Origin of the sequence: Neisseria sp., assembly GCF_030530745.1 — a bacterium.
GTDB lineage: Bacteria > Pseudomonadota > Gammaproteobacteria > Burkholderiales > Neisseriaceae > Neisseria.
The window spans coordinates 1-26,767 of sequence record NZ_JAUMUI010000025.1; the positions used below are offsets into that span (position 1 = coordinate 1).

27 protein-coding genes are annotated in these 26,767 nt (G+C 54.5%); 18 read left to right on the plus strand and 9 right to left on the minus strand.

The window, feature by feature from the left end:
* Positions 1-185 precede the first annotated feature (185 nt).
* From orn to Q3970_RS08630, 4 genes are all read left to right on the plus strand, one after another.
* A complete protein-coding gene (orn, locus tag Q3970_RS08615) occupies positions 186-743 on the plus strand; it encodes an oligoribonuclease (RefSeq protein ID WP_303100172.1) in 558 nt (185 codons plus the stop codon).
* A gap of 212 nt (positions 744-955) precedes the next feature.
* Positions 956-2,425, plus strand: a complete 1,470-nt coding sequence (locus tag Q3970_RS08620) for a DUF3360 family protein (protein WP_303100173.1) — start codon at positions 956-958, stop codon at positions 2,423-2,425.
* A 135-nt stretch (positions 2,426-2,560) separates the two neighbouring features.
* On the plus strand, positions 2,561-3,718 hold the full coding sequence (locus Q3970_RS08625; RefSeq protein WP_303100174.1) for a M20 aminoacylase family protein: 1,158 nt from the start codon (positions 2,561-2,563) through the stop codon (positions 3,716-3,718).
* A gap of 122 nt (positions 3,719-3,840) precedes the next feature.
* Positions 3,841-5,232 carry an MFS transporter gene (locus Q3970_RS08630; protein ID WP_303100175.1) on the plus strand — a complete coding sequence of 464 codons (1,392 nt, stop codon included), beginning with the start codon at positions 3,841-3,843 and terminating at the stop codon, positions 5,230-5,232.
* 72 nt (positions 5,233-5,304) lie between these two features.
* Here the strand turns inward: Q3970_RS08630 and Q3970_RS08635 are convergent, their stop codons facing one another.
* The 7 genes from Q3970_RS08635 to Q3970_RS08665 all read right to left on the minus strand — a co-directional run bounded on the left by Q3970_RS08635 (position 5,305) and on the right by Q3970_RS08665 (position 10,668).
* Entirely contained in the window at positions 5,305-5,985 is a 681-nt protein-coding gene (locus tag Q3970_RS08635; protein ID WP_303100176.1) for an OmpA family protein, read from the minus strand.
* Positions 5,986-6,178: 193 nt separating this feature from the next.
* Positions 6,179-7,033: a YoaK family protein gene (locus Q3970_RS08640; protein WP_303100177.1), complete on the minus strand. Its 855-nt coding sequence runs from the start codon at positions 7,031-7,033 to the stop codon at positions 6,179-6,181.
* A 277-nt stretch (positions 7,034-7,310) separates the two neighbouring features.
* The gene (gene moaA, locus Q3970_RS08645; protein ID WP_303100178.1) at positions 7,311-8,285 is read right to left on the minus strand and encodes a GTP 3',8-cyclase MoaA; all 975 of its coding nucleotides are present in this window, start codon (positions 8,283-8,285) and stop codon (positions 7,311-7,313) included.
* Positions 8,286-8,462: 177 nt separating this feature from the next.
* A complete protein-coding gene (locus tag Q3970_RS08650) occupies positions 8,463-9,158 on the minus strand; it encodes an LrgB family protein (protein ID WP_303100179.1) in 696 nt (231 codons plus the stop codon).
* Positions 9,155-9,493 carry a CidA/LrgA family protein gene (locus tag Q3970_RS08655; protein ID WP_303100180.1) on the minus strand — a complete coding sequence of 113 codons (339 nt, stop codon included), beginning with the start codon at positions 9,491-9,493 and terminating at the stop codon, positions 9,155-9,157. Before Q3970_RS08655 ends, Q3970_RS08650 begins: the two co-directional genes overlap by 4 nt.
* 379 nt (positions 9,494-9,872) lie before the next feature.
* Positions 9,873-10,091, minus strand: a complete 219-nt coding sequence (locus Q3970_RS08660) for a hypothetical protein (protein ID WP_303100181.1) — start codon at positions 10,089-10,091, stop codon at positions 9,873-9,875.
* A 10-nt stretch (positions 10,092-10,101) separates the two neighbouring features.
* Positions 10,102-10,668, minus strand: a complete 567-nt coding sequence (locus Q3970_RS08665; protein ID WP_303100182.1) for a C40 family peptidase — start codon at positions 10,666-10,668, stop codon at positions 10,102-10,104.
* A 189-nt stretch (positions 10,669-10,857) separates the two neighbouring features.
* On the opposite strand from Q3970_RS08665, the gene Q3970_RS08670 reads away from it, so the two are divergent.
* The 14 genes from Q3970_RS08670 (at position 10,858) to Q3970_RS08735 (ending at position 24,531) form a co-directional block, all read left to right on the plus strand.
* Positions 10,858-12,507, plus strand: a complete 1,650-nt coding sequence (locus Q3970_RS08670; RefSeq protein ID WP_303100183.1) for an AarF/ABC1/UbiB kinase family protein — start codon at positions 10,858-10,860, stop codon at positions 12,505-12,507.
* A gap of 65 nt (positions 12,508-12,572) precedes the next feature.
* Positions 12,573-13,664, plus strand: a complete 1,092-nt coding sequence (ychF, locus tag Q3970_RS08675) for a redox-regulated ATPase YchF (RefSeq protein WP_303100184.1) — start codon at positions 12,573-12,575, stop codon at positions 13,662-13,664.
* Positions 13,665-13,741: 77 nt separating this feature from the next.
* Positions 13,742-15,205, plus strand: a complete 1,464-nt coding sequence (locus Q3970_RS08680; protein ID WP_303100185.1) for a hypothetical protein — start codon at positions 13,742-13,744, stop codon at positions 15,203-15,205.
* 21 nt (positions 15,206-15,226) lie between these two features.
* Positions 15,227-16,525 carry a tyrosine--tRNA ligase gene (tyrS, locus tag Q3970_RS08685; protein ID WP_303100186.1) on the plus strand — a complete coding sequence of 433 codons (1,299 nt, stop codon included), beginning with the start codon at positions 15,227-15,229 and terminating at the stop codon, positions 16,523-16,525.
* 76 nt (positions 16,526-16,601) lie between these two features.
* A complete protein-coding gene (gene mutM, locus Q3970_RS08690) occupies positions 16,602-17,429 on the plus strand; it encodes a bifunctional DNA-formamidopyrimidine glycosylase/DNA-(apurinic or apyrimidinic site) lyase (protein ID WP_303100187.1) in 828 nt (275 codons plus the stop codon).
* Between the two features lie 333 nt (positions 17,430-17,762).
* Positions 17,763-18,533 carry a 1-acylglycerol-3-phosphate O-acyltransferase gene (locus Q3970_RS08695; protein ID WP_303100188.1) on the plus strand — a complete coding sequence of 257 codons (771 nt, stop codon included), beginning with the start codon at positions 17,763-17,765 and terminating at the stop codon, positions 18,531-18,533.
* 32 nt (positions 18,534-18,565) lie between these two features.
* The gene (locus Q3970_RS08700; protein ID WP_303100189.1) at positions 18,566-18,820 is read left to right on the plus strand and encodes a hypothetical protein; all 255 of its coding nucleotides are present in this window, start codon (positions 18,566-18,568) and stop codon (positions 18,818-18,820) included.
* Entirely contained in the window at positions 18,817-19,866 is a 1,050-nt protein-coding gene (locus Q3970_RS08705; RefSeq protein WP_303100190.1) for an NAD(P)-dependent alcohol dehydrogenase, read from the plus strand. The genes Q3970_RS08700 and Q3970_RS08705 overlap by 4 nt, the downstream gene beginning before the upstream one ends.
* Positions 19,867-19,892: 26 nt before the next feature.
* The gene (locus Q3970_RS08710; RefSeq protein WP_303100191.1) at positions 19,893-20,549 is read left to right on the plus strand and encodes a T6SS effector amidase Tae4 family protein; all 657 of its coding nucleotides are present in this window, start codon (positions 19,893-19,895) and stop codon (positions 20,547-20,549) included.
* Entirely contained in the window at positions 20,546-21,091 is a 546-nt protein-coding gene (locus Q3970_RS08715) for a hypothetical protein (RefSeq protein ID WP_303100192.1), read from the plus strand. The genes Q3970_RS08710 and Q3970_RS08715 overlap by 4 nt, the downstream gene beginning before the upstream one ends.
* 78 nt (positions 21,092-21,169) lie before the next feature.
* Complete coding sequence (locus Q3970_RS08720) at positions 21,170-21,715, plus strand: hypothetical protein (RefSeq protein ID WP_303100193.1); 546 nt, start codon at positions 21,170-21,172, stop codon at positions 21,713-21,715.
* A gap of 77 nt (positions 21,716-21,792) precedes the next feature.
* Entirely contained in the window at positions 21,793-22,752 is a 960-nt protein-coding gene (locus Q3970_RS08725; protein ID WP_303100194.1) for an aldo/keto reductase, read from the plus strand.
* 404 nt (positions 22,753-23,156) lie between these two features.
* A complete protein-coding gene (locus Q3970_RS08730) occupies positions 23,157-24,272 on the plus strand; it encodes an MBL fold metallo-hydrolase (protein ID WP_303100195.1) in 1,116 nt (371 codons plus the stop codon).
* 76 nt (positions 24,273-24,348) lie between these two features.
* On the plus strand, positions 24,349-24,531 hold the full coding sequence (locus tag Q3970_RS08735) for a lipoprotein signal peptidase (RefSeq protein WP_303100196.1): 183 nt from the start codon (positions 24,349-24,351) through the stop codon (positions 24,529-24,531).
* A gap of 112 nt (positions 24,532-24,643) precedes the next feature.
* On the opposite strand, the gene Q3970_RS08740 is transcribed toward Q3970_RS08735, so the two are convergent.
* Together Q3970_RS08740 and Q3970_RS08745 are read right to left on the minus strand one after the other, a co-directional pair.
* Positions 24,644-25,069 carry an RDD family protein gene (locus tag Q3970_RS08740; RefSeq protein ID WP_303100197.1) on the minus strand — a complete coding sequence of 142 codons (426 nt, stop codon included), beginning with the start codon at positions 25,067-25,069 and terminating at the stop codon, positions 24,644-24,646.
* A 99-nt stretch (positions 25,070-25,168) separates the two neighbouring features.
* Complete coding sequence (locus tag Q3970_RS08745) at positions 25,169-26,509, minus strand: hypothetical protein (protein WP_303100198.1); 1,341 nt, start codon at positions 26,507-26,509, stop codon at positions 25,169-25,171.
* Positions 26,510-26,767 lie beyond the last annotated feature (258 nt).

The following is a 26,767-nucleotide window of genomic DNA, read 5'->3' on the forward strand; positions in this document are numbered from 1 at the left end:
GTTATATGAAATATTTTTTTTTAATTCTTTTTATATTATCTTTGTAAATCAATTGCTCATTTTTTAGCAAATTAAATGTAACCAAATTGCTTATAAAAAAACTTATCAGACAACATTTTATCAGACAAAATAAATCCCTTATAATCGTGCCGTGATACGATTTATCAAAAAGGCCGTCTGAAAAAATGACCCAAAACGCAAACAACCTCTGCTGGCTCGATATGGAAATGACGGGCCTGAACCCCGACACCGACCGTATTATCGAAGTGGCGATGATTATCACCGATCAGGATTTGAACGTGCTGGCGCAGTCGGAAGTGTATGCCGTGCACCAAAGCGACGAGGTGCTGGACAATATGGACGAATGGAACACCGCCACCCACGCGCGCACCGGCCTCACGCAGCGCGTGCGCGAATCGCGTTTCACCGAAGCCGGAGTGGAGCAGCGGCTGTTGGACTTTATGGCACAGTGGGTTCCCGAAAAAACCACGCCGATGTGCGGCAACACCATCCATCAAGACCGCCGCTTTATGGTGCGTTATATGCCGCGCTTGGAAGCCTATTTCCACTACCGCAATCTGGATGTGTCCACCCTGAAAGAACTTGCCCGCCGCTGGAACCCGCCTGTGTATAAAGGTGTGGTGAAAAAAGGCTCGCATCAGGCTTTGGACGATATTCTCGAAAGCATCGAAGAAATGCGCTACTACCGCAACAGTTTTCTCAAACTGCCCGAGGCCGTCTGAAAGGTTCGGGCGGTCTGGCATCCCAATCCGACTCAAATAAAAATAAATTAAAATCAATAAACTATCATTAAAGCTGATAGCCTTCATCATATTTCTTTATACCGGCTCAACAAGCGTCGATATCATGTTAATATCCGCCGGCCTGCCCGACAGGCCGGCGGCAGATTGTTGCTGCCGCATCAAAAACACAACCGAAACAGAGGTGGAATATCGTGAGTGAAATACAAGAAAAAAGCTATGCAGAACTGCACAAACCGTCTTCATCGTTCGACAGCCGCGATGCCTATCTGGAGCACGAGCTGCAAATCATGCAGCCCAAACGCTGGCGCATCAACCTGCCCTTCCGCGATTACCGTTTTGAATTTGAAGACACCATTCCCGCTATGGCGGGCACCATCGGCAAAGTGGTTATGGTAGGCGCCGTTGCCGCCGCCTTTGCCGGCCCCTTGGGCCTGCCCGAAAGCTTCGTACTCGAAAACGTGCGCTACGAGCTGCTGATCGTATCGCTGTTTATCCTGCTGCTTTCCGGCTTCTTCCTGCCCAGCGCCAACCTGCCCGGTACCCACGGCCCGCTGATTCCGCTGATTCCGCTGGTAGTCGCTGCCGGAGGCCACCCCCTGGCATTCGGCCTGCTCATAGGCATATTCGGCTTCCTTCTCGGCATCACCAAGGGCGGCAGCCTGATGGCCAGACTCACCAGCAACGGCGTGTGCGGCGGCCTGCTGCTTTATTTGGGCTTTATCGGCACCACGGGGCAGGTAAAAAAACTGTTTGAGTGGGCAGAGGGCTTCAATATGCCGCACATCGCCTTTATCGTGATTCTCGGCACCATCCTGCTCTACGCCCTGTTGGAACACTGGCGCAAACGCTGGCTTGCCGTCCCTTTAGGCTGCCTGCTGGCAGGTGTAACAGCCTATATTTTAGGCGCCCCGTTCGCCTTCAAAACCGCACCCGGCCTGCCGCCCATGAGCCCGGCCTACTGGTGGGGGGAAAACAGCGGCTGGATGCTCGGCCTGCCCACTTTAGACAGCTTTTTAGTGGTGTTCCCCTTCGCCGTTTTAGCCGTGGCCATGTGGTCGCCCGACTTTCTCGGCCACCAAATGTTCCAAAAAATCAGCTACCCCGAACGTACCGAAAAAGTACAGATGAACATCGACGACACCATGCTGGGCTGCTCTGCCCGCCAAGTGGCAGGATCGATATTGGGCGGTGCCAACTTCACTTCTTCGTGGGGAACCTATATCGTTCCCGCCTCTATCGCCAAACGCCCGATTCCCGCCGGTGCCGTATTAACCGCCCTCTTCTGCATTATCGCCGGCGTTTGGGGCTATCCGATGGATTTGGCCATCTGGCAGCCCGTTTTAAGTGTGGCCTTGGTTGTTGGCGTGTATGTGCCGCTGCTTGAAGCGGGCATGGAAATGACCCGTAAAGGCAAAACCACCCAATCTGCCGCCATCGTCGTATTCTCATCGGCTTTGGTTAACCCTGTATTCGGTTGGTCGCTCACCATGCTGCTCGACAACTTGGGCTTAATCGGCTGTAAAGAACGAAGCTCCGAACTGGGCACTATGGGCCGTGTCGTCGTGCCTGCCATCGGCTTCATTATCCTCTGCGCCGTAATGGGCGCGGTAGGCATGCTGCCCGGGATTCCCGCCTTGCTGCCGCAATTCAGGAATCTTTGACCAAGAGCGGATATCTGGGACAACAGCAAGCCGCAGCCTGCATGTATGCAGGCTGCGGCTTGCTTATTTCCATTTACACGGTTCAGATAAAATTGTTACGATATCCGGCGTTATCCGGCAAAAAAGGAAACCGTCATGACCCATATCGATATCCTGCGGCAGCGCGCGGCCGAATTCACCGCCCTGCGCCGCCAAATCCACCAAAACCCCGAGATCGGTTTTGAGGAACACCAAACTTCCGCACTGGTGGCCTCGCTTTTGGAAAAATGGGGCTACGAAGTGCACAAAGGGCTGGCCGGCACGGGCGTGGTCGGCACCCTGCGCAACGGCAGCGGCAAAACCGTCGGCCTGCGGGCGGATATGGACGCACTGCCCATTGCCGAAGCCAACAACTGCGCTTGGAAAAGCCGAACAGAGGGCAAATTTCACGGCTGCGGCCACGACGGGCACACGGTTTCTCTGCTTGCAGCGGCACAGCGCCTGGCAGAAACGCGCAATTTCCGCGGTACGCTGCACCTGATTTTCCAGCCTGCCGAAGAGCTGCTTTACGGCGGCCGCGTCATGCTTTCAGACGGCCTGTTTCAGAAATTCCCCTGCGATGCGGTGTTCGGCCTGCACAATATGCCGAAAATGAAGACGGGCGAATTTTATTTCCGCCGTGGTGAAACCATGGCTTCCTGCGACACGCTGCACCTGCACATCGAAGGCGTAGGCAGCCACGGCGCCATGCCGGAATACGGTATTGATGCCACGCTGGCGGCCTGCCAGATTGCCGTGGCACTGCAAAGCATTGTGTCGCGCAACGTCAGCCCGCTGGATCAGGGCGTAATTACCGTTGGCAGCATACAGTCGGGCGACGCGCCCAATGTGGTGAATGATTATGCGCTGATGAAGCTGAGCGTGCGCGCCCTCAAACCCAAGGTTCGGGAAGTGCTGCTGCGCCGTATCCGCGAACTGGTTGAGGCGCAGGCGCAAAGTTTCGGCGCCAAAGTGCGCATCGAGCACATCAACGGCTGCCCGCCGCTGATTAACGGCGCGGAAGCTACGGCATTTGCCGAAGAAACGGCACGGGCGCTGTTCGGCAGTGATAAAGTCCACACCGATACGCCGCCGCTGATGGGCAGTGAGGATTTCGCCTTTATGCTGGAAGCCAACCCCAACGGCAACTACTGCTTTATCGGTGCGGGCGAAGACCGCCCGATGGTTCACCACCCCAACTACGATTTCAACGACGAACTCATCGTGCCCGCCGCAGCATACTGGTGCGCCTTGGCCGAAAACTATCTGCGCTGACGCAGGACGGCACATAAAGCACCGCCCTGCATGCTGCCCAGGCCGGTAGGGTTTGCCCCGTCCGAATAAAACCGAACCCTACCGCTGCAAACGGCATGGCTCCAACCATTAAGGAATTTTTGATGAATAACGAGCAAAACACCTACACCGGCAACGACCGCCTGCTGTTCGGCATGGTTTTGGGCGTGCTGACTTTCTGGCTGTTTTACCAGGCCGTGTTCAACGTCGCCCCCCATATCCAAAAAACGCTGGCTATGCCCGATTCTTCGCTGAATGCCGTTATCAGCCTCGGTTCGCTGTTTTCAGGCTGCTTTATCGTTTTAATGGGCAATCTGGCCGACAAATTCGGCCGCGTCCGCCTGACCTACATCGGCTTTATACTCAACATCATTGCCTGCCTGCTGCTTTATTTCGCGCAAGGGGCGGTAACATTCGGACTCGGCCGCGTGTTTCAGGGGCTGTCTTCGGCCTGCATCATGCCTGCCACCCTGTCGATTATCAAAAACTACTACCACGGCGCGGCGCGGCAGCGGGCGTTCAGTTTTTGGTCGATAGGCTCGTTCGGCGGCTCGGGGCTGTCGTCGTTTGTCGGCGGTGCGATTGCCACCCATATGGGCTGGCAGAGTATTTTTCTACTTTCGATTGCCATTTCCATAACCGGCATGCTGATGATACGCGGTACGCCCGAAAGCCGCGCGCACGAGCAGGGCGGCAGCCGCTACGACTATATCGGCCTGTTTTCCTGCGTTTTGGGTCTGCTTGCATTGAACCTGCTGATTACCAAAGGTTTCCGTCTCGGCTTCAGCGATCCGTTCACGCTGTCCATGCTCGCCGCGTTTGCCGTGACGGCCGCGATATTCTTCTACACCGAAACCCGCCGCCGAAGCGAAGCGTTTCTGGATTTTTCGCTGTTCAAAAACAAAGCCTACAGCGGCACCTGCCTGTCGAATTTCCTGCTCAACTGCACCGCAGGCACCATTTTCATCGTCAACACCTATTTGCAGAAAGGGCACGGGCTTACCCCGCTTGAAGCCGGCATCAAATCGTTAGGCTATTTGGCGATGGTGCTGCTGATGATACGGGTCAGCGAAAAACTGCTGCAGAAATTCGGCTATAAAAAACCGATGCTGTTCGGTGTGCTGATTACCGCAGCCGGTATTTTCGGCCTTTCCATGACTGCAGTTTCCCATGAAACCTACATGGTGCAGGTGGTCATTGCTTTTGCCCTGTTCGGCTTCGGGCTGGGCTGCTATGCCACCCCCTCGGCAGACTGCGCGATGGTGAACGCACCGATGGAAAAAGCAGGTGTTGCCGCCGGCGTATTCAAAATGGCGAGTGCTTTGGGGGCGTCGTTCGGCATTGCCACCGGTGCAACTGTGTTCAGCACACTGCAGGACGGCGGCGTGCATCAGGCGGCACAGGCGGCACTGTGGGTGATGTTTGCCCTTGCACTGCTTTCCATGTTGTCGATTGCCGTGCTGATACCGCACCGGCAAAGCCAAGCCGACAGTTGAATCCCTCAATATTCCAAACAAAAAACCCCGTAAAAATACGGGGTTTTTAATAACTGCTATTTTGCCCGGAGTTTACTGCTGCTGTTGCGCTGCACGCACTGCGTTTTGGTCGGGGTTGATCAGAATTTCCACACGGCGGTTTTTGGCACGCCCTTCAACGGTGGCATTAGACGCAACCGGCTGGCGCGAACCGTAGCCTATGGTGCTCAGGCGCGAAGCGGCTACACCGCGCTGGTTCAGATAAGAAGCCACGGCTTGCGCACGGCGTTTCGACAGCGGCTCGTTGATGGCATCGGAACCGGTATTGTCGGTGTGGCCGGCCACGGTTAACGTGGTGTCGGGGTATTGCACCAAGGTTTCTGCCGCTTTGTTCAGCGCATCCATCGCGTTGCCGCTCAGGCTGGCGCTGTTGGTGGCAAATGTTACACTCTCGGGCATCACCAGTTTGATCTGGTTGCCTTGGCGTTCTACCTCAACATTGGTGTTGGCCAAGCTCTCGCGCAGTTTTTTCTCCTGGTAATCCATATAGCCGCCGATACCTGCGCCTACCGCACCGCAGGCCAGCGCAGAGTTGCGTGCGCCTTTACCGCCGTGGGTTAGTGCGCCGACGATGCCGCAGGCTGCCGCACCGCCCAAGCCGTACATGGCGGTTTTGCTGGCTTTCTGCTGGCCGGTGGACGGATCGGTTACACAGCCCGCCAATACCATGGCGGAAGCGGCAGCCAATACGGTTAAGGGTTTCAACATTTTCATGAGGTTCCTTTCAAAGTCATTCGATATTCGGCAAGCGCCCCGAAGGGGTGCCCGAGTGCAGATTATAAAACACCGTTACGGCATAACGGCCCGCTTAACTTGATATTACACGCGGCAGCGGTTAATTACCTTATGCACGGTGCAAAGGCCGTCTGAATACCAGAAACGTATCTTTTACAACACAAGCCTGCACTCACCTGCCACGTGCGTGCTGCTGCAAACGCCGTACCAGCATCAGTTTGAGGCGCAGCTTTACATCATAGCCCACCGATCCCGCACCCAATATAAACAGCACCGCTGACACCGGCAGGGCGAAATGATGGCCGGCACTGTGATAGCCCCATGCGCCGATAAACCCGCCTGCCAAAAAAGCGGCCAAAAGCCCTGCCAGCAGCCTGGCTTTGGGTTTGTTGACATGAATGTGCGGCAGTTTGGGGTTGTCGCTGCGGTGGTAATACAGCATTTTTGAAATTTCTATGCCCAAATCGGTTACCGTGCCCGTCATGTGGGTCGAACGGATGGCACCGCCCGACAACACCGTCATCACCGTGTTATGCATCCCCATAATAAAGCACAGAAGCAGCATGGCAGCAACGGGAAGGCTGCCGCTCTGCCAGCCGGCCACAATGGTGCCCACCCCGCCGAACAACAGCAGATACACCGCCTCAAGCCACATCGAAAAGCCGAAACCGCCGCGGAAGCGGTGCCGCTTCGCCCACAGAATCACCCAACTCGAATGCGCCGCACCCAAAATAAAAAACACCATGCCCGCAACAGCGGCCAGCGCCGGCCGCCATTCGCCCAAATACGCCATATCGGCCGCATACGACATTTCGCCGGTAACGTGCGAGGTGTAGCGTGCCACGGCAAAAAAGCCGCCCGCATTGATTGCACCTGCCAGCATGGCCATCAGATAACCGAGCAGGCGGAAGCGCGCATCGCTGATATTGTGTTCGTGCAGATAGGGTTTGTCGGCCTGCCAGAACGGCGGCGAGTGTTTGCGGCTGCGGCGGGGATGGGGCGCATGGCGGGCGTGTCGGTTTTCCATACGGTAATGGGCGGATCAGACGGAGTAATGCCGATATTGTACAAGGCCGTCTGAAAAAATATAAGGGCACTCCGCCGCCTTTGCTTTTTACCAAACAAGAGCAGCACCGCGGATAAGCTTAATAAAAAGTAAGCTCGTCATACCCGGCTTGGCCCGGGTATTTGCTATTTCTTTTAAAACAAAAAGATACTCGGGCCAAGCCCGGGTATGACGCAAGTGTTCTGGAATTTTCGGTGAGTGTTGCCAAATACGAAGCCCGAACCCGCCGCCCCAACGTTCAGCCGCCCGTTAACGCCATCACGCGGATGATTTTTTTCGGGTTTTCAACAAACTCGTGCTTTTCGGGTTTTTGCCGCACCGCATCACGGACGGCCTGCTCCAATTCTGCATCGGTGCAGCCTTCGCGCAGCAGCGGGCGCAGCGGCACTTTGTTTTCCTGCCCCAAACACAGGTGCAGGTTGCCGGTGGCGGAAAGGCGCACGCGGTTGCAGGTGGTGCAGAAGTGCCGGCTCATCGGGGTAATCAGGCCGAGGGTGAAATCACCGCTGCCGCTTTGCCAGTAGCGCGCGGGGCCGCCGCCGATTTTGCCTTCAAACGGCATGAGGTTGAATTTCTGCTGCAATTGCGCCAGCACGGGCTGCAGGTTCATTTTGGCGTGCAACCTGCCGGTGTCGCCCATGGGCATGGCTTCGATTAAATTGAGGATAAAGCCGTTTTCGATACAGAAAGCGACCATATCGTCCAAATCGGTGTCGTTGACGCCTCTGAGCGGCACCATATTGATTTTGATACGCTCGAATCCTGCTTCTTTGGCGGTTTTGATGCCGCTAAGCACCTGCGGCAGGCAGTCGGTGCCGGTGATGTCTTTCACGCAGTCTCGGCGCAGGCTGTCTAGGCTGATGTTCAGGCGGCGCACCCCCGCCCTGCGCAGCGCATGGGCGTGTTTGCCCAACTGTGTGCCGTTGGTGGTGAGGGAAATATCTTCGACGCCGGGTTGGCGGTTGATTTCGGCAGCCAAATCCGCCAAGCCTTTGCGCAGCAGCGGCTCGCCTCCCGTGAGGCGGAAACGCTTGGTGCCCAGCCGTGCAAACACGGCCGCTATGCGTGCAGTTTCTTCCAGCGTCAACCAGTCTGCAGGCACGGCGAAACCTTTAAAACCTTTGGGCAGACAGTAAGTGCAGCGCAAATCGCAACGGTCGGTTACAGATATGCGCAGATAATCTACGGTGCGGCCGAATGCGTCGGTCAACATGGTGGCAGTCTCGGTTGTTCGGTATGTTGAGTTGATTGTATGGTTGCGCACACTTTTTGTTGATGATGCGTTGTGGTTAGCGGCTAGTTATTTTGGTGAATACACAGGCCGTCTGAAAGCATAACCGAGCCGGCCTGCCATAACCCGTATGCTTTCAGACGGCCTGTCAGAACGGTTTCAAATACCCATCAGCGGAATCAGAACCGGTACCAGCGCGGCAGTAAGCACGCCGTTGAAAATCAAGCCGAGGCTGGCATAGGCGGCAAGTTTGCGGCTGCGGTCGAGCGATGCGGCAATACCCATTGCGTGCGAAGCCGCCCCCATCGACATCCCCTGCGACGTGGGCATCCGTATGGTGCTGGCGCTCATCAGCCTGAAACCGACCATCTGGCCCATCATGCCCGCCAGAATCACGGTGGCGGCGGTAATGGCGGGAATACCGCCGATGGTGCGGGTGATTTCGATGGCAATCGGATTGGTAACCGACTTGGCCGCCAGCGACAGCACCACTTCCCGCCCCGCGCCCATCCACTTGGCGATATACACGCCGGTAACGATGCCGGTTACACTGCCTGCCGCCTGCGACACGATAATCGGCAGCCACTGGCTGCTGATTTTTTTCCAGTTCAGATAAAGCGGCACCGCCAGCGACACCACTGCCGGTTTCAGCCAGAAATCGATAAACGCACCCGCTTCATGATAGGTTTCATAATCGATACCGGCGGTTTTCAGATAAACAATCACCGCGGCCGAACTCAATACCACGGGGTTGCACAGAAAACTGCCCGTGCGTGCGCGCAGCACGTTGGCCACCCAATATACGGTTACCGTAATAAACAGCAGCAAAGCCGGATGCGCGAGCATTTCCATCACCAAAACCTCCGCATCAGCCCGTGCACCTTGCCGGTAACGAACATCACCAGAAACGTGCTTACCAGCGTGGCGGTGGCGATAGAAAGCAAATCGCGCCCCACCACGTCGAGATAGCTCATCACCGCCACGCACGGCGGCACCAGAAACAGAGACAGGTTGCCCATCAAAACGTCCACCATCTGCTGCAGCCAAGCGGTTTTCACCCAGCCCGCATGCAGGGCGGCAAACAGAAAGCCCATGCCGATAATGCTGCCGGGCAGTTTGATGCCGGTAAAATGCACCACCGCCTCTCCCAAGGCCAAAAAACCGAAAATAATGCTCAACGCTCTAATCATGGTTTGATTTTCCCTTTGCCGCCGTCGCAAAACCGTTTTCAGACGGCCTGAAGCAGCTGCCGAAACCGCCGCCGTTGCAATAAGGCAGGCTTTGAAGTGCATTTATTTAAACTGTTAACCAATCGGAATCATACCCCCGCACAGGCCGTCTGAAAAGATATGCGGCGGTTTTCAGACGGACACTTTTCTACAGACGGAAAAGCACCGGCAGAAGCGCAGGTTGGGCCGGAAACCCGACCCGCGCCTCTGCACACCACACGTTATGCAGTTTTTCAGGCAACCGCCTTTTCAGACGGCCCCTCCCTTTCACCAATTAAAAAAAACGGAACCCTTCTCGGATTCCGTTTTGATCTCGGCATCTTCCACCCTGACACCGCCCTCAGCTTTTGCGGTAAGGGTTTTCCACCCCCTCTATCAAGCGGTGCAGGTATTCGCGCAGCTGCGCTTCGCCGCAGCCCATCAGCAGGGCATCTTCAAAAGCATCTTGGGCGGCTTGGTAAAGCTCGGTCATATTTTCCGTCATCACTTTGATTTTCTCGGTGCAGGAAACAACTTCGCCGTTGTCGCCGTACCATTTCGGCATTTCGGGCATACTCATAACGGCGGCCTTAATTCAAAAAGCGCGAAGGGTCGTTTTTCTTCACACGGCGGGCGGTGGCGTATCTGGCGTTCCAATATTTGTTGCTCAGACTGGTAATCTCAATACGCTTGCCCGCCCTCGGAGCATGGATAAAGCGGTTGTTGCCTATATACAGCCCCACATGCGAGATACGGCCGCCGCCCGTAGTGCGGAAAAACACCATATCGCCCGGCTGGAGGTTGCCGCGGTTGACATGAACGCCCATTTTGGCCTGATCCGCAGAACGGCGGGGCAGGCTGATCTGCATGCTGCGGCTGAAAATATGCTGCATAAAACCACTGCAGTCGAATCCCGTCCGGGCAGACGAACCGCCGTAGCGGTAGGCCACCCCGAGCAGGCCCATCGCACTGCCTATCAAATCGTCGGCATCGCTTCGGCCTGCAGGCCGGCCGCCCGACGGGCCGGCAGGCACATATTGCGGCGCCTGCAGCCTGATAAGGTTTTCCAGATCATCAGCCTGCGCCGCCCCCGTGCCCGACAGCATCAAAAAGAAGGCAGCCGGTGCCGCCGAAAATAATCGCTTGAAATTTGCCATAAGTGATTCTGCTGTTTTCCAAACCGCCCGTCGGCGGTCGGCATACAATCGGTTTTCAGACGGCCTCTGCCGCCCTGATTATGTTATTCTGTGTGCCGTGCGCTGCAGATTTGCAGCAGGCAGAACCTGATTTTTACAGCAAAAACCCGTTCGTGCAAGGCATGAGCCCCTAAAAATACTGCAAAAACCATGATGATTCCAACTCTGCTGGCCATGCGCGATTTTGCCCGTATGCGCGAAATTATCGCCATTTTAAGCAAATACGGCCTGGGTGAATTCGTGCAGCGGATCAAACTGTCGTACCGGCATACCGCCGACACCGGGCCTGCGCCCGAAAGCCGCTATATGAGCACGCCGCGCCGCTTCCGCATGGCGTTTGAAGAACTGGGGCCGACATTCGTGAAATTGGGGCAGGTGCTTTCCACCCGTGTGGACATCTTCAATGCCGAGTGGATAGAAGAATTCGAACAGCTGCAAAGCAACGCGGCGCCGATACCCGGTGCCGATATCCGCGCCTTAATCGCCTCGCACCTCGGGCAGCCGGTAGAAAACGTGTTCAAGCACATCGACCCCCAACCCATAGGCAGCGCCTCGATTGCCCAAGTACACCGCGCCGAACTTGTCAGCGGCGAAACCGTGGCGGTAAAAATCAAACGCCCCGACATCGAGCCGACCATACAGGCCGACCTGCGCATTTTAACCCATCTGGCCAACCTAATCGAATCCGAAATCCCCGAAACCCGCCGCTACCGCCCCGTGCAGATGGTGCAGTATTTTGCCAAAAGCCTTGCCAAAGAAACCGATTTATCGGTGGAGCTGCGCTATATGCAGCGGTTTGAAACCACCTTTGCCGGCCACGGCTTTATCCACATTCCCAAGGTTTACCAAGAATATTCCAACCGCCACATTCTCGTACAGGAATACATTGAAGGCACGCTGCTCCAAAACACGCCGTCTGAAAGCCTCGATGCCGCCACCCGCCGTACGCTGGCCGCCCGCATCACCGACACCCTGTTCACCATGATTCTGAAACAGGGCTTTTTCCACGCCGACCCCCACCCCGGCAACATCTTCCTCAACAGCGAAGGCCGCATCACCCTGATCGATTTCGGCCTTGTCGGCCATCTCAGCAATACCCGACGCCGCGAAATCATCGATCTGATCACCGCCCTTGCCCGTCACGACCAATTCAGCATGCAGTATGTGCTGATTAATTGGGCGCAGGGCGAGTTGCCCGACGAGAACCTGCTCGGAGCCGACGTGCTCGAAATGCTGCTCAACTACGAACACACACCCGTGCGCGACCTGCGCATCAGCCAAGTGATTAACGACATCACCCAAATCATGCGCCGCCACGGCCTCACTCTGCCGGGCGACCTCGTGATGCTGTTTAAAACCCTGATCACCCTCGAAGGCGTGGTAAAGCGGCTCGACGGCAGCACCGAACTTTTAGAGCAGGCCAAACCCATCGTAGCCGAAGTTTATGCCGAGCGCGCCTCACCCGAACACATCTTGCGCAAAAGCAAAATGCACGCCCAAACCCTCGTGCAGGCGCTCGACGAACTGCCGCAAAACCTCTTCCGCCTGAGCCGCCGCCTGCAAAAAGGCCAAATCGGCCTCAACATCGATTTCAAACACTTCGACCACCTCAGCCACCAGCTCGACCGTGCCACCAACCGCCTGACCATGGGTATCGTAACCGCTGCGCTGATTATCGGCTCGTCGATCGTAATGAGCATAGAAACCGGCCCCAAATTCATCGGTTTTCTCGGCTACCTGCTCGCCTTCGCCAACAGCGTGTGGATTATCTGGTCGATCTGGCGCTCGGGGAAACATTAGCGGGGGCAGGCCGTCTGAAACATGCTACAATCGCGCGTTAAATTTCACCTATTTCAGGAATACCCATGAGCTTAAAATGCGGCATCGTCGGCCTGCCCAACGTCGGCAAATCCACCCTGTTTAACGCGCTGACCCAATCGGGCATCGAAGCGGCCAACTACCCCTTCTGCACCATCGAACCCAACATCGGCATCGTCGAAGTGCCCGACCCGCGCATGGCCGAACTGGCGAAAATCGTCAACCCGCAGAAAATGCAGCCCGCCATCGTCGAATTCGTCGACATCGCAGGCTTGGTGGCCGGTGCCAGCAAAGGCGAAGGCTTGGGCAACCAGTTTCTCGCCAATATCCGCGAAACCGATGCCATCGTGAACGTGGTGCGCTGTTTCGACGATGACAACATCGTGCACGTTTCCGGCAAAGTTGATCCCATTGCCGACATCGAAACCATCGGCACCGAGCTGGCCTTGGCCGACTTGGCCAGCGTGGAAAAAGCCATCGTGCGCGAAGGCAAACGCGCCAAATCAGGCGACAAAGACGCGCAAAAACTGGTTGCCCTGTGCGAAAAACTGCTGCCGCACCTCAACGAAGGCAAACCCGTGCGCTCGCTCGGCCTCGACGCCGAAGAATCGGCCATGCTGCGCCCGCTGTTCCTGCTCACCGCCAAACCTGCCATGTATGTGGGCAACGTCGCCGAAGACGGCTTTGAAAACAACCCCCACCTCGAGCGCTTAAAAGAGCTGGCCGCCAAAGAAAACGCCCCTGTGGTGGCCGTGTGCGCCGCACTGGAAAGCGAAATCGCCGAGCTGGAAGACGAAGAAAAAGCCGAATTCCTCGCCGAAATGGGCTTGGAAGAACCGGGCTTGAACCGCTTAATCCGCGCAGGTTACGACCTGCTCGGCCTGCAAACCTATTTCACCGCCGGCGTGAAAGAAGTGCGCGCGTGGACGATTCACAAAGGCGATACCGCCCCGCAAGCCGCCGGCGTGATTCATACCGATTTCGAACGCGGCTTTATCCGCGCCCAAGTGATTGCCTACGACGATTTCGTGGCACTCGGCGGCGAAGCCAAAGCCAAAGAAGCCGGCAAAATGCGCGCCGAAGGCAAGGAATATGTGGTGCAGGACGGCGATGTGATTCATTTCTTATTTAATGTATGACACGGTTGAATAAACATCTTCAGACGGCCTTAAGTTTACAGTCCGTCTGAAAATTCGTTTAAGAATAGGAGAAAACCATGGCAGAAAAAAACTACCTCAAAAAAATGGATTTCGGTAATGAGGCTGCTGATGATGTAGATGATGATGAATTGAAATCTTATTTTGTAACTCAAGATAATTTTGACGACTTTCTAAAAGAAACCAAAAGATTGCATATTATCAAAGCAAAGAAAGGTATGGGAAAATCTGCACTTATTAAGTGGATTGGAATAGCTCTTTCCGAAAAAGATAAAAATAATTTAGTTATTAAAATTCGCGGCAGTGTCTTATCACGAGAAAACTTTAAATTAAAAAGTACTCTCACCGAGCCCAATGACTACATCCAAGATTGGATTATCAGACTATGTGCCGTTGTAAACAGAGAACTCGCAACAAAAATAGGATTTGCATATCGTGATGATGATATAGCTTTAATTGAATCTGCAGAAGTACAAGGTTTCAAAGAAAGAAATCTCATAGCTTGTTTGCTAGATAGATTTAAAACTATCTTGGGAAAATATCAACCAACTCCTACCAATGAAATCAATCACCATGAAATCTTAAAACGATCTGAATCTCTTGAAAACTCTAGAATTTGGATTTTAATTGATGACTTAGACGCTACTTTCCAAAATAAAAATAATGAAAAAGTTAATCTAGGAAGTTTCTTTTCTGCTTGTCGTTATATGATTCAAGACATTAAAGGTGTAAATTTTCGCGTAACCTTACGAAGCGATGTTTGGCCTATGATTCGCCGTCATGACGAGGCAATGGATAAAATTGAACAGTACCTATCTGAAATTGAATGGACAGAAAATGACTTCAAACAAATCTTGTGCCGACGCATAAAATCTGAATTTTCAAGTGAGCTTAAAGATTTAAATAATGATGAAGAAATATTGTCAAAAATCTTCAAGCCTACAGTTTTTTGGAATGAAAAGAATGTAGATACATACAAAGTGCTTTATATTTTGTCCTACAACCGTCCTCGCTGGGGTATCCAACTTTGTAAATTAGCTCAAAAAAATGCCTTAGCAAATAGTATGTCTCTCATTGAAAAACGTGATATTGATGCACGCTGGGGAGAATATGGACTTAAAAGAATTTCCGATCTTATCGTCGAACACAAGCACCAATGTAATCAAGTTGAAGATCTTATAAATTCATTTCGTGGACTAGAAAGACGCTTTCCACAACACGATCTCTTAGAAATAATTCGGACGAAAATCATAAACTCTTTGAATGTCCAAATTGATGGAAAAAAATGCACTAAAACCGAAGAAATTGCTGATTTCTTATACAGAATAGGATTTATTGTCGCCCGTTCAGAAGAAGATGGTTATGGCTACCACCATTACTCCTATTCCGACTTACCTGATTTATTTTCAGGAAAAAATAATAATGGCTTCGACTTAATTTGGGAAATCCATCCATGTTACAGAGAAGCTTTAGATATTAAAAAGCTCAATGCCGAACAACGCAGTTTAAAAACACATCGTTAATTTTCCATTAATTCTAAAATTATGACCTCAGTTATTCAAGACCTCCAAGCGCGCGGCCTGATCGCGCAGACCACCGATGCCGAAGCCTTAGACGCTTTGTTAAACGAACAGAAAATCGCGCTGTATTGCGGTTTCGACCCCACTGCCGACAGCCTGCACATCGGCCATCTGCTGCCGGTATTGGCCTTGCGCCGTTTCCAACTGGCCGGACACACGCCGATTGCCTTGGTGGGCGGCGCCACCGGCATGATCGGCGACCCGAGTTTCAAAGCCGCCGAGCGCAGCCTCAACACCGCCGAAACCGTGGCGGGCTGGGTGGAAAGCATCCGCGGCCAGCTCACACCGTTTTTGAGCTTTGAAGGCGACAACGCAGCGATTATGGCCAACAACGCCGACTGGTTCGGCCAAATGAACTGTTTGGATTTTCTGCGCGACATCGGCAAACACTTTTCCGTAAACTCGATGCTGGCGCGCGAATCGGTGAAACAGCGCATCGAGCGCGACGACGTGGGCATTTCATTCACCGAGTTCGCCTATGCCCTGCTGCAAGGCTATGACTTTGCCGAGCTCAACCGCCGCCACGGCGCAGTGCTGGAAATCGGCGGCTCCGACCAATGGGGCAACATCACGGCCGGTATCGATTTAACGCGCCGTTTGCACCAAAAACAGGTGTTCGGCCTGACCCTGCCGCTGGTTACCAAATCCGACGGCACCAAATTCGGCAAAACCGAAGGCGGCGCGGTGTGGTTGAGCGCGGAAAAAACCTCGCCCTATCAGTTTTACCAATTCTGGCTGAAAGTGGCCGATGCCGATGTGTATAAATTTTTGAAATATTTCACTTTCTTGTCGATTGAAGAGATTGACGCCATTGAAGCGAAAGATAAAGGGAGCGGCACCAAACCCGAAGCGCAACGCATTCTGGCCGAAGAAATGACCCGCCTGATTCACGGCGAAGCAGCTTTGCGGGCGGCGCAGCGTATTTCGGAAAGCCTGTTTGCCGAAGACCAAAGCAAGCTTACCGAATCCGATTTTGCGCAGCTTGCGCTGGACGGTTTGCCTGCATTTGAAGTGTCCGGCAGCTTAAACGTGGTGGAAGCGCTGGTATTGTCGGGCTTGGCGCAGTCGAACAAAGAAGCGCGCGGTTTTGTGAACAGCAAAGCGGTGCTGCTCAACGGCCAGGCGGCCGAAGCCAACAACCCCGATTATGCGCCTGAAAAACCCGATGATGCCTATCTGTTAACCAATGCGCACAAACGCTTCGGCAAATACACCATTCTGCGCCGCGGCAAACGCAACCATGCGCTCTTGGTGTGGAAGTAATCCCAGGCCGTCTGAAAGCGGCCACACCGCCGGATAACCGAATCACGCAAATATCCACCCGACACGAAAGCGCTTTATGCCCGAACTGCCCGAAGTCGAAACCACCCTGCGCGGCGTCGCGCCCCATATAAACGGCCAAACCGTTGCATCGGTGGCGGTGCGCCAGCCCAAGCTGCGTTTTCCCGTTACACCCGGTTTGGCGGAAATCCTTAGCGGGCAGACGGTGCAGGGCTGCACGCGCCGGGCCAAATATCTGCTGATTCATTTTCCTGCCGGCATACTGCTGATTCACTTGGGCATGTCGGGCAGCCTGCGGGTTTTCACCAACGGCGATGCGCGCATTGGTTTTCCCGAAAAGCACGACCATCTCGACATCGTTTTTGCCAACGGCACGGTGCTGCGCTACCACGACCCGCGCCGCTTCGGTATGGTACTGTGGTTTGCAGGTGCCGCCGAGCACCACCCGCTTCTGGCCGCACTCGGCCCCGAACCGCTGGACGACACATTCGACGCGGCCTATCTCTACGGCAGGCTGCGCACGCAGAAACGCGCCGTGAAGCTCTCGCTGATGGATAATGCGGTGGTGGTGGGCGTGGGCAATATCTACGCCAACGAAAGCCTGTTTAAAGCGGGTATTTCGCCCAAGCGCCCCGCCTGCAAAGTCAGCAGGAAAGAATGCGCGAAGCTGGTTGAAGCCATACGCTCGGTGCTGCAGCGCGCGATTGCCACGGGCGGCAGCACCCTGCGCGATTTTGTAAACAGCGAAGGCAAAAGCGGTTACTTCCAGCAGGAATACACGGTTTACGGCCGGCACAACCAGCCCTGCCCGCAATGCGGCCATTTGATTTTGAAAGAAACGCTGGGGCAGCGCGGCACGTTTTATTGCGGCCACTGCCAAAAATAACGCCCTTTCAGACGGCCTGAAACCCCGCAAAAATGCCTTAGGGTCTGTTGACAATTGGCCGGCGAAGCGGTTTTTTGAGGCAAAAAGCGCAGCAAGGTCGAAGAACACCTTGCGAGCATTTTAGCTTCGCAAGTCCGCTACGCTACCTAACGCCGCAGACGGGGATTTTTGATCAAAAACACCGCCGTTGCGTTGAATGTCGACAGACCCTAGGCCGTCTGAAAACACCGCCCGGTTTTACACAGCTTTCCTCGCGCCTTAACCCGCCCCGCGTTCCGCTAACCCCTCCCGCTTGTTATAATCCCCGCCCAAACTTTTCACAACCGCCACACCATGTCCCTACAAAAAGCCCCGTTTTTCCTGCGCCTCACGCGCTTGGCCAAGCTTGCCCTCTGGCTGTTTAAAACCGGCCGCAATCTGAGCGGCCTCGACGGCAGCGACCCGCAGGCGCGCGATAAAGTTTTAATCGAACTGGGCTCCGGTGCATTGCAGGCTTTGGGAGCGAAACTCAACGTAACCACCCCACCCGAGCATTTTCATGTGCGCGGCACGCTGGTGGTGGCCAACCATGTTTCTTGGCTGGATATTTTCGCCATGAGCGCGCTGTTTCCCAGCAGCTTTATCGCCAAACAGGAAATCAGCACCTGGCCCGTGCTCGGCAAAATGGGCCGCAACGCCGGCACGGTGTTTATCAACCGCAATTCGCGCAAAGATGTAGAACCGATCAACCAAGCCATTACCTCCGCCCTGAAAGCCGGGCGGAACGTCAGCTTTTTCCCCGAGGCCAAAACTTCGTCGGGGCTGGACGTGCTGCCGTTCAAAGCCGCGCTGTTCCAGTCGGCGATAGATGCCGGTGCGCCGGTTCAAACCATGGTTTTGCGCTACTACGACCGCAACGGCCGCCGCACCGATATCCCCTCTTATGCCGATGTGAGCCTGGCCAAATCGCTGTGGCGCATCGTTTCCATGCCCGAGCTGCATATCCGCGTGGATTTCGCCAAACCGATACACCCCGCCGCCTTCCCCGGCCAAGACCGCTTTGCCCTGAAAGACGCTGCCGAAACCTATGTGCGCGAGCAAGTGTTTAAAGACTTAACTATTTAAAAATAAATATAAAACCCGGCCGTCTGAAAACATTGAACTCTCCTAAAAAGCCGGACAGCTTAAAACGGGAACAGTTTGATTATAGGGGTGCGCACGGCACCCGGTCGCTGCAACTGCACTACACCGCCGTAAAACAGGGCGGGCAGTGGAAGGCGGGCAAAGCGGCGGCGACGCTTTTTAAAACTTGCGCTTTTTCAAACCTGCCTGTAAAACCGATAATGCTGCACGGACAGTTTCTTTCCCGCGCGCTGTTTTTTCCAACCGTCCTTTCAGGAGGCTCATCATGACCCAAACCGTTCAAGGCTATGCCGCCCATTCCGCCGACACCCCGCTGGTGCCCTTCACCTTCGAGCGCCGCGACCCGCGCCCCGACGACGTGGTGATCGACATCCTCTACACCGGCGTGTGCCACAGCGACCTGCACACCGCCCGCAACGACTGGGGCTTTACCACCTATCCCGTGGTGCCCGGCCATGAAATCGTCGGCCGCGTAACCGCTGTGGGTGAAAAGGTAGGCAAATTCAAGGTCGGCGATTTGGTCGGCGTGGGCTGCATGGTCGATTCCTGCCGCGAGTGCGAACCCTGCAAACACCACCTCGAACAATACTGCGACAACGGCTCGACGCTCACCTACGATTCCGCCGACCGGCACGACGGGCGGCGCACCTACGGCGGCTATTCGAAAAGCATTACCGTGAGCGAAGCCTTTGTGCTGAAAGTGCCCGAAAACCTCGACACCAAGGCCGTGCCGCCGATTCTGTGCGCCGGCATCACCACCTGGTCGCCGCTGCGCCGCTGGAACGTAGGCAAAGGCAGCAAAGTCGCCGTGGTCGGCCTCGGCGGGCTGGGGCACATGGCCATCAAACTGGCAAACGCACTGGGCGCAGAAGTGAGCCTGTTTTCGCGCAGCCCCGGCAAGGCGGCAGATGCCGGACGCCTCGGCGCGCACCGCGTCATCCTCTCCACCGACGAAGCGCAAATGCAGGCGGCAGCCGGCCAGTTCGACCTCATCATCGACACCGTGCCCTACGAACACGACGTGAACCCCTACATGCCGACGCTCAAACTCGACGGCACGCTGGTATTCGTGGGGCTGGTAGGCGACGTCAACCCCGCCCTTTCCACCATCCCGATGATCTTCAAACGCCGCAGTGTGGCCGGCTCGCTCATCGGCGGCATTGCCGAAACTCAAGAGCTGTTGGACTTCTGCGGCGAGCACAACATCGTCTCCGACGTGGAAGTCATCCGCATGGACGAAATCAACGAAGCCTATGAGCGCATGCTCAAAAGCGACGTGAAATACCGCTTTGTGATCGACATGGCAACGCTGTAACACCAAAGAAAGCACAGGCCGTCTGAATGGTTTCAGACGGCCTGAAGTGCATTAACTGTAAATCATTTATATTTTTAAAGAATCTTGCTACTATAGGTCTTCCTTCCCACCCTGTATTTGAGGAGTTAAACACGAGCTGCACCGATAGAAATCAAAAAGCAAGCGCTGCACAACTGGCCAAACGCCCGAGCTGGGCTAAGGTTTATGCAGGATATCCCAAGATTGCGCAGGCAGGTATTCCGACTGATGTGGATGCCCATACGGTCTTTTCATCTGTTTTAGGAGCAAACTATGATAGCAACGTATTAAACAATGCCTGCGCGACCAGGGTTTCTTTGGGGTTAATCAACGGTGGGACAACCATTCCACCCGGTTTCAAAATAAGGGTCAGCACCCATCCGCATTTTCAAAAGGGTTTTCAAACCAGTGCCGTCGGATTAAAAAACTTTCTTTCCAGAACCACTGTTTGGGGCACTGCCGATGTCGTCATCTGCAATGCGGACAGTTTGACCAAGATTGCCAACATCATCGGCAGCCGCAACGGCGTTTATTTCATTATCGGCGGGTTTGCCCCGCCGACATCGGGACACGCAACTTTATGGCTGGGCAGCTATAAAAACGTTATCGGCAGAAACCATTATGCCAATCAAGGCAGAACCGTTTATTTTTGGGAGTTGAAATGATGAATAAAGCTCTTTTACTTTTAATGGTTCCAATTTTTACCTTCACTGCCTGTTCTTCACATGCAAAAGAATTACCACTGAAAGAAGTTCAGGCCAAATTCCGTCGGGATGATACGGCAATGCAGCAGTTTTTTTATTTGGGCAAGCTGCACTGCTTGGACAAACAGGTGAACTGGCAAAACGGATTAGATAAAAATTCTTTATTTTCCAAAGGTTATATTTCAATGTTCAATGAAATGTCCGCATTGGGCCGCCTGATGCGGGAAGACAGGCTGTCTCAAGTATTTGCCCGATTTGAGCAGGAAAACATCGAAAAACCGGCACGAGATGCGGATCAGGTAAAAATATGCAGCGACCTATACCATTCGGAGAAAGGAAAAACAGTTTACCTGAAAACGGTTTCCGACCGATCCAATTATTTTGATGCCAAACGGGACAACTATCATGAAAAATTCAATTATATGAGCGAGGAGGAAATCAGACAGAATATGACAGACTACCTCAAATACGGCAAAATAGACATTAAACGCTTTGTGGATTAGGCCGTCTGAATAAGGCAGGGCGGATTTGAAACCCGCCCTGCTTGTCTGGAAATGCAAATAATGAAAAGATTACTTTTATTGCTTCCGCTTTTTACCCTGACCGCCTGTTCTTCACACGCAAAAGAACTGCCGCTGAAACAGGTGCAGGAAAAATTAAGCCGCGATGAGAAAGCCTTGGCGCATTTCCTCTATTTGGGCAAACTGCATTGTTTGGACAGCCAGCTTTATTCATATCCCGCCGATGTTTTTCAGGAAGGTAGTTTCAACCGTGCGCATCAAGGGCTGTTTAATATGCACTCCAACACCACCCGCCTGCTTCGCGGCGACAAGCTGGCTGCCGTATTCACCCGCTTCGAACGCGCCAACCTGCCCGAAGTCAAAGGCGATGACGATGCCGTGCTGGCATGCAGCAGCCTGTATCATTCGGAAAAAGGCAAAAAGCTATACCTTGAAACCATTGGCAACAAAGCCAATTATATGGACGGCAACCCTAAAGACCATGTTGTCTATTACAACGAGCTCGATAAAGAGGAAGTGCACCAAAACCTGCTGGATTATCTGAAATACGGCCAGATAGACGTGCGCAGGCTGGTAGACGGCTGCACAACTTATAACTGCCGCTGACCGCCTTTGCCCGACAGGCCGTCTGAAAGATTTCAGACGGCCTGAATTTTCCCCAACCACCCCCAAGGAGTACGGACATGAACAAGCTGATGATCACTTTGGCGGTATGCGCAGGCCTGGCCGCCTGCGGCTCTTCCGCCCGTTCCGATACGGCGGCGCCCGGCAGGGAAGCCGCCGCCCCTGCCGCGCAAAACCCTGCCGCCGCGCCGGTGTTCGACTTCGCCGCCCGCACCGTTACCCTCAACAGCGGGCACAAAATGCCGATTATCGGCATCGGCGTGTTCACGCTCACCGATGAAGAGGCCGAAAACACCGTGCTTGCCGCCCTGAAAGAAGGCTACCGCCTTATCGACACCGCCCATATCTACGGCAATGAAGAAGCAGTGGGGCGTGCGGTGAGAAAATCCGGCATCCCGCGCGAAGAAATCTTCATCACCTCCAAACTGTGGACGGGCGATTTTGCCAATGCCGCCGCCGAAATCGACAAGATGCTCAAACGGCTCGACACCGGCTATATCGACCTTCTGCTGCTGCACCACCCCGCCGAACACGACAAAGCCGCCTACAAGGCGATGGAGGAAGCGGTGAAGGCGGGCAAGGTGCGTTCCATCGGCCTGTCGAACTATTATGAAAAAGAGTTTGCCGACATCATGTCGGTGGCCGGCATTACGCCTGCGGTGGTGCAGAACGAAACCCACCCCTACAACCAGTGGCAGGCTTTGAAGCCGCAGCTCGAACGCTACGGCACGGTAATTGAATCGTGGTACCCCTTGGGCGGGCGCGACCGCTACGGGCGCGGCGGCACACAGACCCTGTTTGCCGACCCCGTGATTGCCGCCATCGCCAAAAAACACGGCAAAAGCCCCGCGCAAATCATTCTGCGCTGGCACCTGCAAAACGGCTTTATCGCCATTCCCGGCACCAGAAACCCCAAATACGTCAAAGAAAACATCGATATTTTCGACTTTGAGCTGGATGCCGGCGATATGGCGCAGATTAAAGGTCTGGACAAGCAGCAGCGGTTTTCAACTTTCTAGAGGCTGTTGACTGACCCTAGGAGCTGTCGACATTTAACCGACTAAGCAATTTTGTAAGGCAAAAAGCGCAGCAAGGTTGAACACCTGCGGGCATTTTTAACGCCGAAGACGGGGGGTTTTGGCCAAAAATACCGCCGTTGCGTTGAATGTCGGCAGACCCTAAGCCATTCCGCAAAACAGACACTGCCCTCCTTCTTCGCGCACGACAACATCTGGTTTTCCCATTTGCCGGTAACGGTAATAAAGAAGGCCGGTGTCTGCATTGAATGGCCGGAAGCCGTTTCTAACGAAGAATACGCCGACGTACGCCGATAACGGCAAGGCCGTCTGAAAGAAAGCTTTCAGACGGCCTGAAACATCATTTACAATCCCCCCTCCCCCACCACACCAACACTAAAAACCCGATGAAAAAAATGCTTCTGATTTTAAAATGGCTCATTTTGATCGCCCTTGTTGTGGCGGCAGCCGTGTTTCTGTTTTTAAACTTCCACCCCGTTTTCGGCGGTAAGCCTGATCAAGCGGGCCTTGAACGCATTCGAAACTCCCCCAACTTCAACGGCACGGAGTTTGTCAATATAGAGCAAACCGTGATTGCCACGCGGGACGACAATCCCTCATGGCTGGATTGGACCATCAAAATGCTCAACCCCCCGCCCGGCAAACGCCCTGCCAAACCTTTGCCGACAGTGCCTTTGAACGTTAGTGAACTGAAACACGGCAGTATCGCTTGGCTGGGGCACGCTACCACGCTGATGCAGATGGGCGGCAAGCGTGTCATAACCGACCCGGTGTTTTACCGTGCCTCGCCCGTGCCGTTTACCGTCGAGCCGTTCGCCATGAGCCATACGCCGCAAATTGCCGAACTGCCCGCCCTTGATGCCGTGCTGATCTCCCACGACCACTACGACCATCTCGATTACCGCGCCATCCGCGAACTAAACGGCAAAACCGCCCGTTTCATCGTTCCGCTGGGCGTGAAAGCCCATTTGCAGAAATGGGGCGTGGCGGACGAAAAAATCACCGAACTGGATTGGGACGAAACCGCACAACTGGACGATATTGCCGTAACCCTCGTGCCGTCCCGCCATTTCAGCGGCCGCACCATGGGCGGACGCAACCATACGCTGTGGGGCGGTTATGTGATTAAAGGCGCGGGGCTGTCGCTGTATTTCAGCGGCGATTCGGGCTACGGCACGCACTATAAAGAACGCATCGCCCGCTATGCCCCTTTTGATTTGGTGCTGATGGAAAGCGGGGCGTACGACGAAGGCTGGTCGCAAATCCACTCCTTCCCCGAACAATCGGTACAGGCCGTTCTGGATTTGGGCGCAAACCGCACCATGCCCGTCCACTGGGGCAAGTTCGATCTCGCCAACCACACTTGGACCGACGGTATTAACCGCTTTACCAAAGCCGCCGAAGAAAACGGCATTACCGCCGCCACCCCGAAAATCGGGCAGGTGTTTAATATCTCTGATGAGACCCTGCCGCAGGAAAAATGGTGGAAAGCGGCAGAATAAACATATGCCGTCTGAAAAGATTAAACTTTCAGACGGCATTTCAGATTTATTCCAACCGAGACCTTTACCCCCCTAGATGCGGCGCATTTCTGCGTTGTGCGCTGCCCGCCCGCTCAGCCTTGTATTTGATATGTCTGCGCCCGCTGCGCTGCTACGCCTTGAACTGCATCCGCATCTGGATCTTTTGCAAAGATCTCAAAATATTGAAACCATATGTTTGCCCACGTTATTCTTCCTTTATCAAAGAAAGGCCGTCTGAAACGCAGTTTCGGTTTCAGACGGCCTTACGGGTTTGCCGGTGTTTGCCGGTCAATGCGGATAAGGTATGCGGTGGGGGGCAATCCAAACAACGCGGCGCGCCGCCCTGCCGCTTACCGTTTCCGTATCACTACCGTTCCGGCGATTTTGTCGTGCCAGCCCTGCTTGCGTTTGTCGAACGCTACCCAAAGCAGCCCCAGGCACAGCGGAATCATTGCCGCAAAATAGCCGAAGTAGCGGATGACGGACTGACGGAAACTGATATTTCCGCCCGTTTGCGCATCGGCCACCCTCAGGCCGCACAGCATCTTGCCCGGGGTGGCGGCAAATTTGTTCCAGAAAAACAGGGTGAACAGGGCGGGAAAGATATAGTTGAAAAACGTATCCCAAAAGCCGAGCGAAAACCTGATTTCTTCTGTCGGTGCAAAATAGGTATCACCGTAAATCCAATACAGCAGCGGTGCAATAACCGCAAACACGATAACCGTATCGATAACTGTCGCCAAAGTACGCAGCCAAAAACCTGCATGGTTCATCATTAATCACTCCTTGTCGGTTTGAAATTCCGGATTGTGTCCGACCCGTGCCGTTGCCGTCAAATTTTCATATATTTCAAAAATACCGCAACCGCGCCCCGCTCACTCCAGCGCCGCCACGGTAATCTTGGACAGGCCGTCTGAAAAACCTTGGGCATAGCGGCGCGGAATCAGGCCGCTTACTTTGCCGTTTTCCACTGCGGCCTCATAAACGCACACCAGCCGCTCTTCCGGCAGGACATTCGGCGAATAATCGGTGTTGAGCAGCGGCGAAATGCGGCTGAACAGGCGCCACAGCACACGGCTGCCGTCGGGCAGGTTGAAGGCCGCCTGAAAACGGGTGTTGCCTTCGTTGCAGCCGACATGGAAGCGGTCGTAGTCGAACGGCACATCGTCGGGAAACGGCGCCGCGCCGGCGAAACCGAAAATGCGGTCGTGCGCGCACAGGCTCTGGCGGGCATAAGGCCATACGTTTTCACGCAGAAACAACTGGTCGGCAAAATGGCGAGAAGCCGGCGGTTTGCTCAGAAAGGCCTCGATTTTGCCGCGCATATCGGGCACGCTGCCCGCCGCCGCACCCCACAGCCCGGCCAGTATCAGCTCGGTGTGGGTGCCGGCGTCACGCAGGGTGTGGAACAGCTTGCCGCTGTTTATCCATTCCTGCACCGCGCGCGCTTCGCGCTGCGAAATCACCGAATCGGCGTCGCGGAAAATTATCCGTGCGGCTTCGGGATCGTCCATCGCCAGAAAACGCCACATCGCGCCCGGCCATTGTTCCGCACCGCCGTCTACCCGCACAATTTCAGCTCCGTTTGCCTGCAGGCGCCGCACGGCCGTTTCGGGCACGCTACCGTCGATATAGAAGCGGCATATCCAGCCCGGGTAGATTTCTCCCGCCAATTCGGTGTTCATCACCGCCGGTTCGATATATTCGGAACTCGCACCGAACAGCGAAAAGGAAATAATGTTTTTGCCGCCGCTGTTTTCGCTGGTTTGCGGCACTTCGGGCTGCAAGGCTATGCTTTTATCGCGCAGCTGCAAGGCTTGCAGGCCATAAATGCGGCAGTTTGCCCAATCGCCGAGGCCGCCGTAGGCGTGGGCGAGCGCATCAAGCGAGTTGATGTGCTGAGGATTGCGCTGCAAAGCCCTTTTGGCATAGTTGATGCACTCCTGCCACAAGCCGCCTTTCACCGCTGCCGTGGCGGCATCGCTCAACGGTGCGACGGCTTTGGGTATCAGCATATGGGCTTTAACGGCTTCGCGCATGGCCTCTGCGTAGCGCCCGGCGGCCATGTGCTGTTTGAACGCGGCGGAAATCCTGTCCAACTGCTGCTGGGTTTTCTGCAGTTTGAGCGGCAGGTGTTTGTTCATGGTGTTTTCCCTTTTTTCAGACGGCCTGTAGGGGCTGTCGACATTCAACGCAACGGCGGTATTTTTGGCCAAAACACCCCGTCTGCGGCGTTAAAAATGCTCGCAAGGTGTTCAACCTTGCTGCGCTTTTTGCCTTGCATACGCGGCTTTTGCCTCAAAAAACCGCTTCGTCGGTTAAATGTCGACAGCCCCTAGGGCTTTTATTAAAAAACCAATTATTAAAAAAACCAAAGCCGGTAATGATAATGCAGCCTGCGCCGTTAACGGCAGGCCGTCTGAAAAATCCGTTTGAAACGGCACACGCCTGTTGCGGCAGGCCGACACTGTATT

What these genes read in the sequence shown, in the direction of transcription:
- Q3970_RS08740 (WP_303100197.1), bottom strand. Translation starts at nt 25,069, where the DNA reads ATGATGAACCATGCAGGTTTTTGGCTGCGTACTTTGGCGACAGTTATC.
- Q3970_RS08710 (WP_303100191.1), top strand. Translation starts at nt 19,893, where the DNA reads ATGGTTTCAGACGGCCTGAAGTGCATTAACTGTAAATCATTTATATTT.
- Q3970_RS08725 (WP_303100194.1), top strand. Translation starts at nt 21,793, where the DNA reads ATGAACAAGCTGATGATCACTTTGGCGGTATGCGCAGGCCTGGCCGCC.
- Q3970_RS08660 (WP_303100181.1), bottom strand. Translation starts at nt 10,091, where the DNA reads ATGAGTATGCCCGAAATGCCGAAATGGTACGGCGACAACGGCGAAGTT.
- Q3970_RS08635 (WP_303100176.1), bottom strand. Translation starts at nt 5,985, where the DNA reads ATGAAAATGTTGAAACCCTTAACCGTATTGGCTGCCGCTTCCGCCATG.
- tyrS (WP_303100186.1), top strand. Translation starts at nt 15,227, where the DNA reads ATGACCTCAGTTATTCAAGACCTCCAAGCGCGCGGCCTGATCGCGCAG.
- Q3970_RS08735 (WP_303100196.1), top strand. Translation starts at nt 24,349, where the DNA reads ATGCGGCGCATTTCTGCGTTGTGCGCTGCCCGCCCGCTCAGCCTTGTA.
- Q3970_RS08730 (WP_303100195.1), top strand. Translation starts at nt 23,157, where the DNA reads ATGAAAAAAATGCTTCTGATTTTAAAATGGCTCATTTTGATCGCCCTT.
- Q3970_RS08625 (WP_303100174.1), top strand. Translation starts at nt 2,561, where the DNA reads ATGACCCATATCGATATCCTGCGGCAGCGCGCGGCCGAATTCACCGCC.
- mutM (WP_303100187.1), top strand. Translation starts at nt 16,602, where the DNA reads ATGCCCGAACTGCCCGAAGTCGAAACCACCCTGCGCGGCGTCGCGCCC.
- moaA (WP_303100178.1), bottom strand. Translation starts at nt 8,285, where the DNA reads ATGTTGACCGACGCATTCGGCCGCACCGTAGATTATCTGCGCATATCT.
- orn (WP_303100172.1), top strand. Translation starts at nt 186, where the DNA reads ATGACCCAAAACGCAAACAACCTCTGCTGGCTCGATATGGAAATGACG.
- Q3970_RS08695 (WP_303100188.1), top strand. Translation starts at nt 17,763, where the DNA reads ATGTCCCTACAAAAAGCCCCGTTTTTCCTGCGCCTCACGCGCTTGGCC.
- Q3970_RS08665 (WP_303100182.1), bottom strand. Translation starts at nt 10,668, where the DNA reads ATGGCAAATTTCAAGCGATTATTTTCGGCGGCACCGGCTGCCTTCTTT.
- Q3970_RS08715 (WP_303100192.1), top strand. Translation starts at nt 20,546, where the DNA reads ATGATGAATAAAGCTCTTTTACTTTTAATGGTTCCAATTTTTACCTTC.
- Q3970_RS08705 (WP_303100190.1), top strand. Translation starts at nt 18,817, where the DNA reads ATGACCCAAACCGTTCAAGGCTATGCCGCCCATTCCGCCGACACCCCG.
- Q3970_RS08680 (WP_303100185.1), top strand. Translation starts at nt 13,742, where the DNA reads ATGGCAGAAAAAAACTACCTCAAAAAAATGGATTTCGGTAATGAGGCT.
- Q3970_RS08630 (WP_303100175.1), top strand. Translation starts at nt 3,841, where the DNA reads ATGAATAACGAGCAAAACACCTACACCGGCAACGACCGCCTGCTGTTC.
- Q3970_RS08670 (WP_303100183.1), top strand. Translation starts at nt 10,858, where the DNA reads ATGATGATTCCAACTCTGCTGGCCATGCGCGATTTTGCCCGTATGCGC.
- Q3970_RS08655 (WP_303100180.1), bottom strand. Translation starts at nt 9,493, where the DNA reads ATGATTAGAGCGTTGAGCATTATTTTCGGTTTTTTGGCCTTGGGAGAG.
- Q3970_RS08640 (WP_303100177.1), bottom strand. Translation starts at nt 7,033, where the DNA reads ATGGAAAACCGACACGCCCGCCATGCGCCCCATCCCCGCCGCAGCCGC.
- ychF (WP_303100184.1), top strand. Translation starts at nt 12,573, where the DNA reads ATGAGCTTAAAATGCGGCATCGTCGGCCTGCCCAACGTCGGCAAATCC.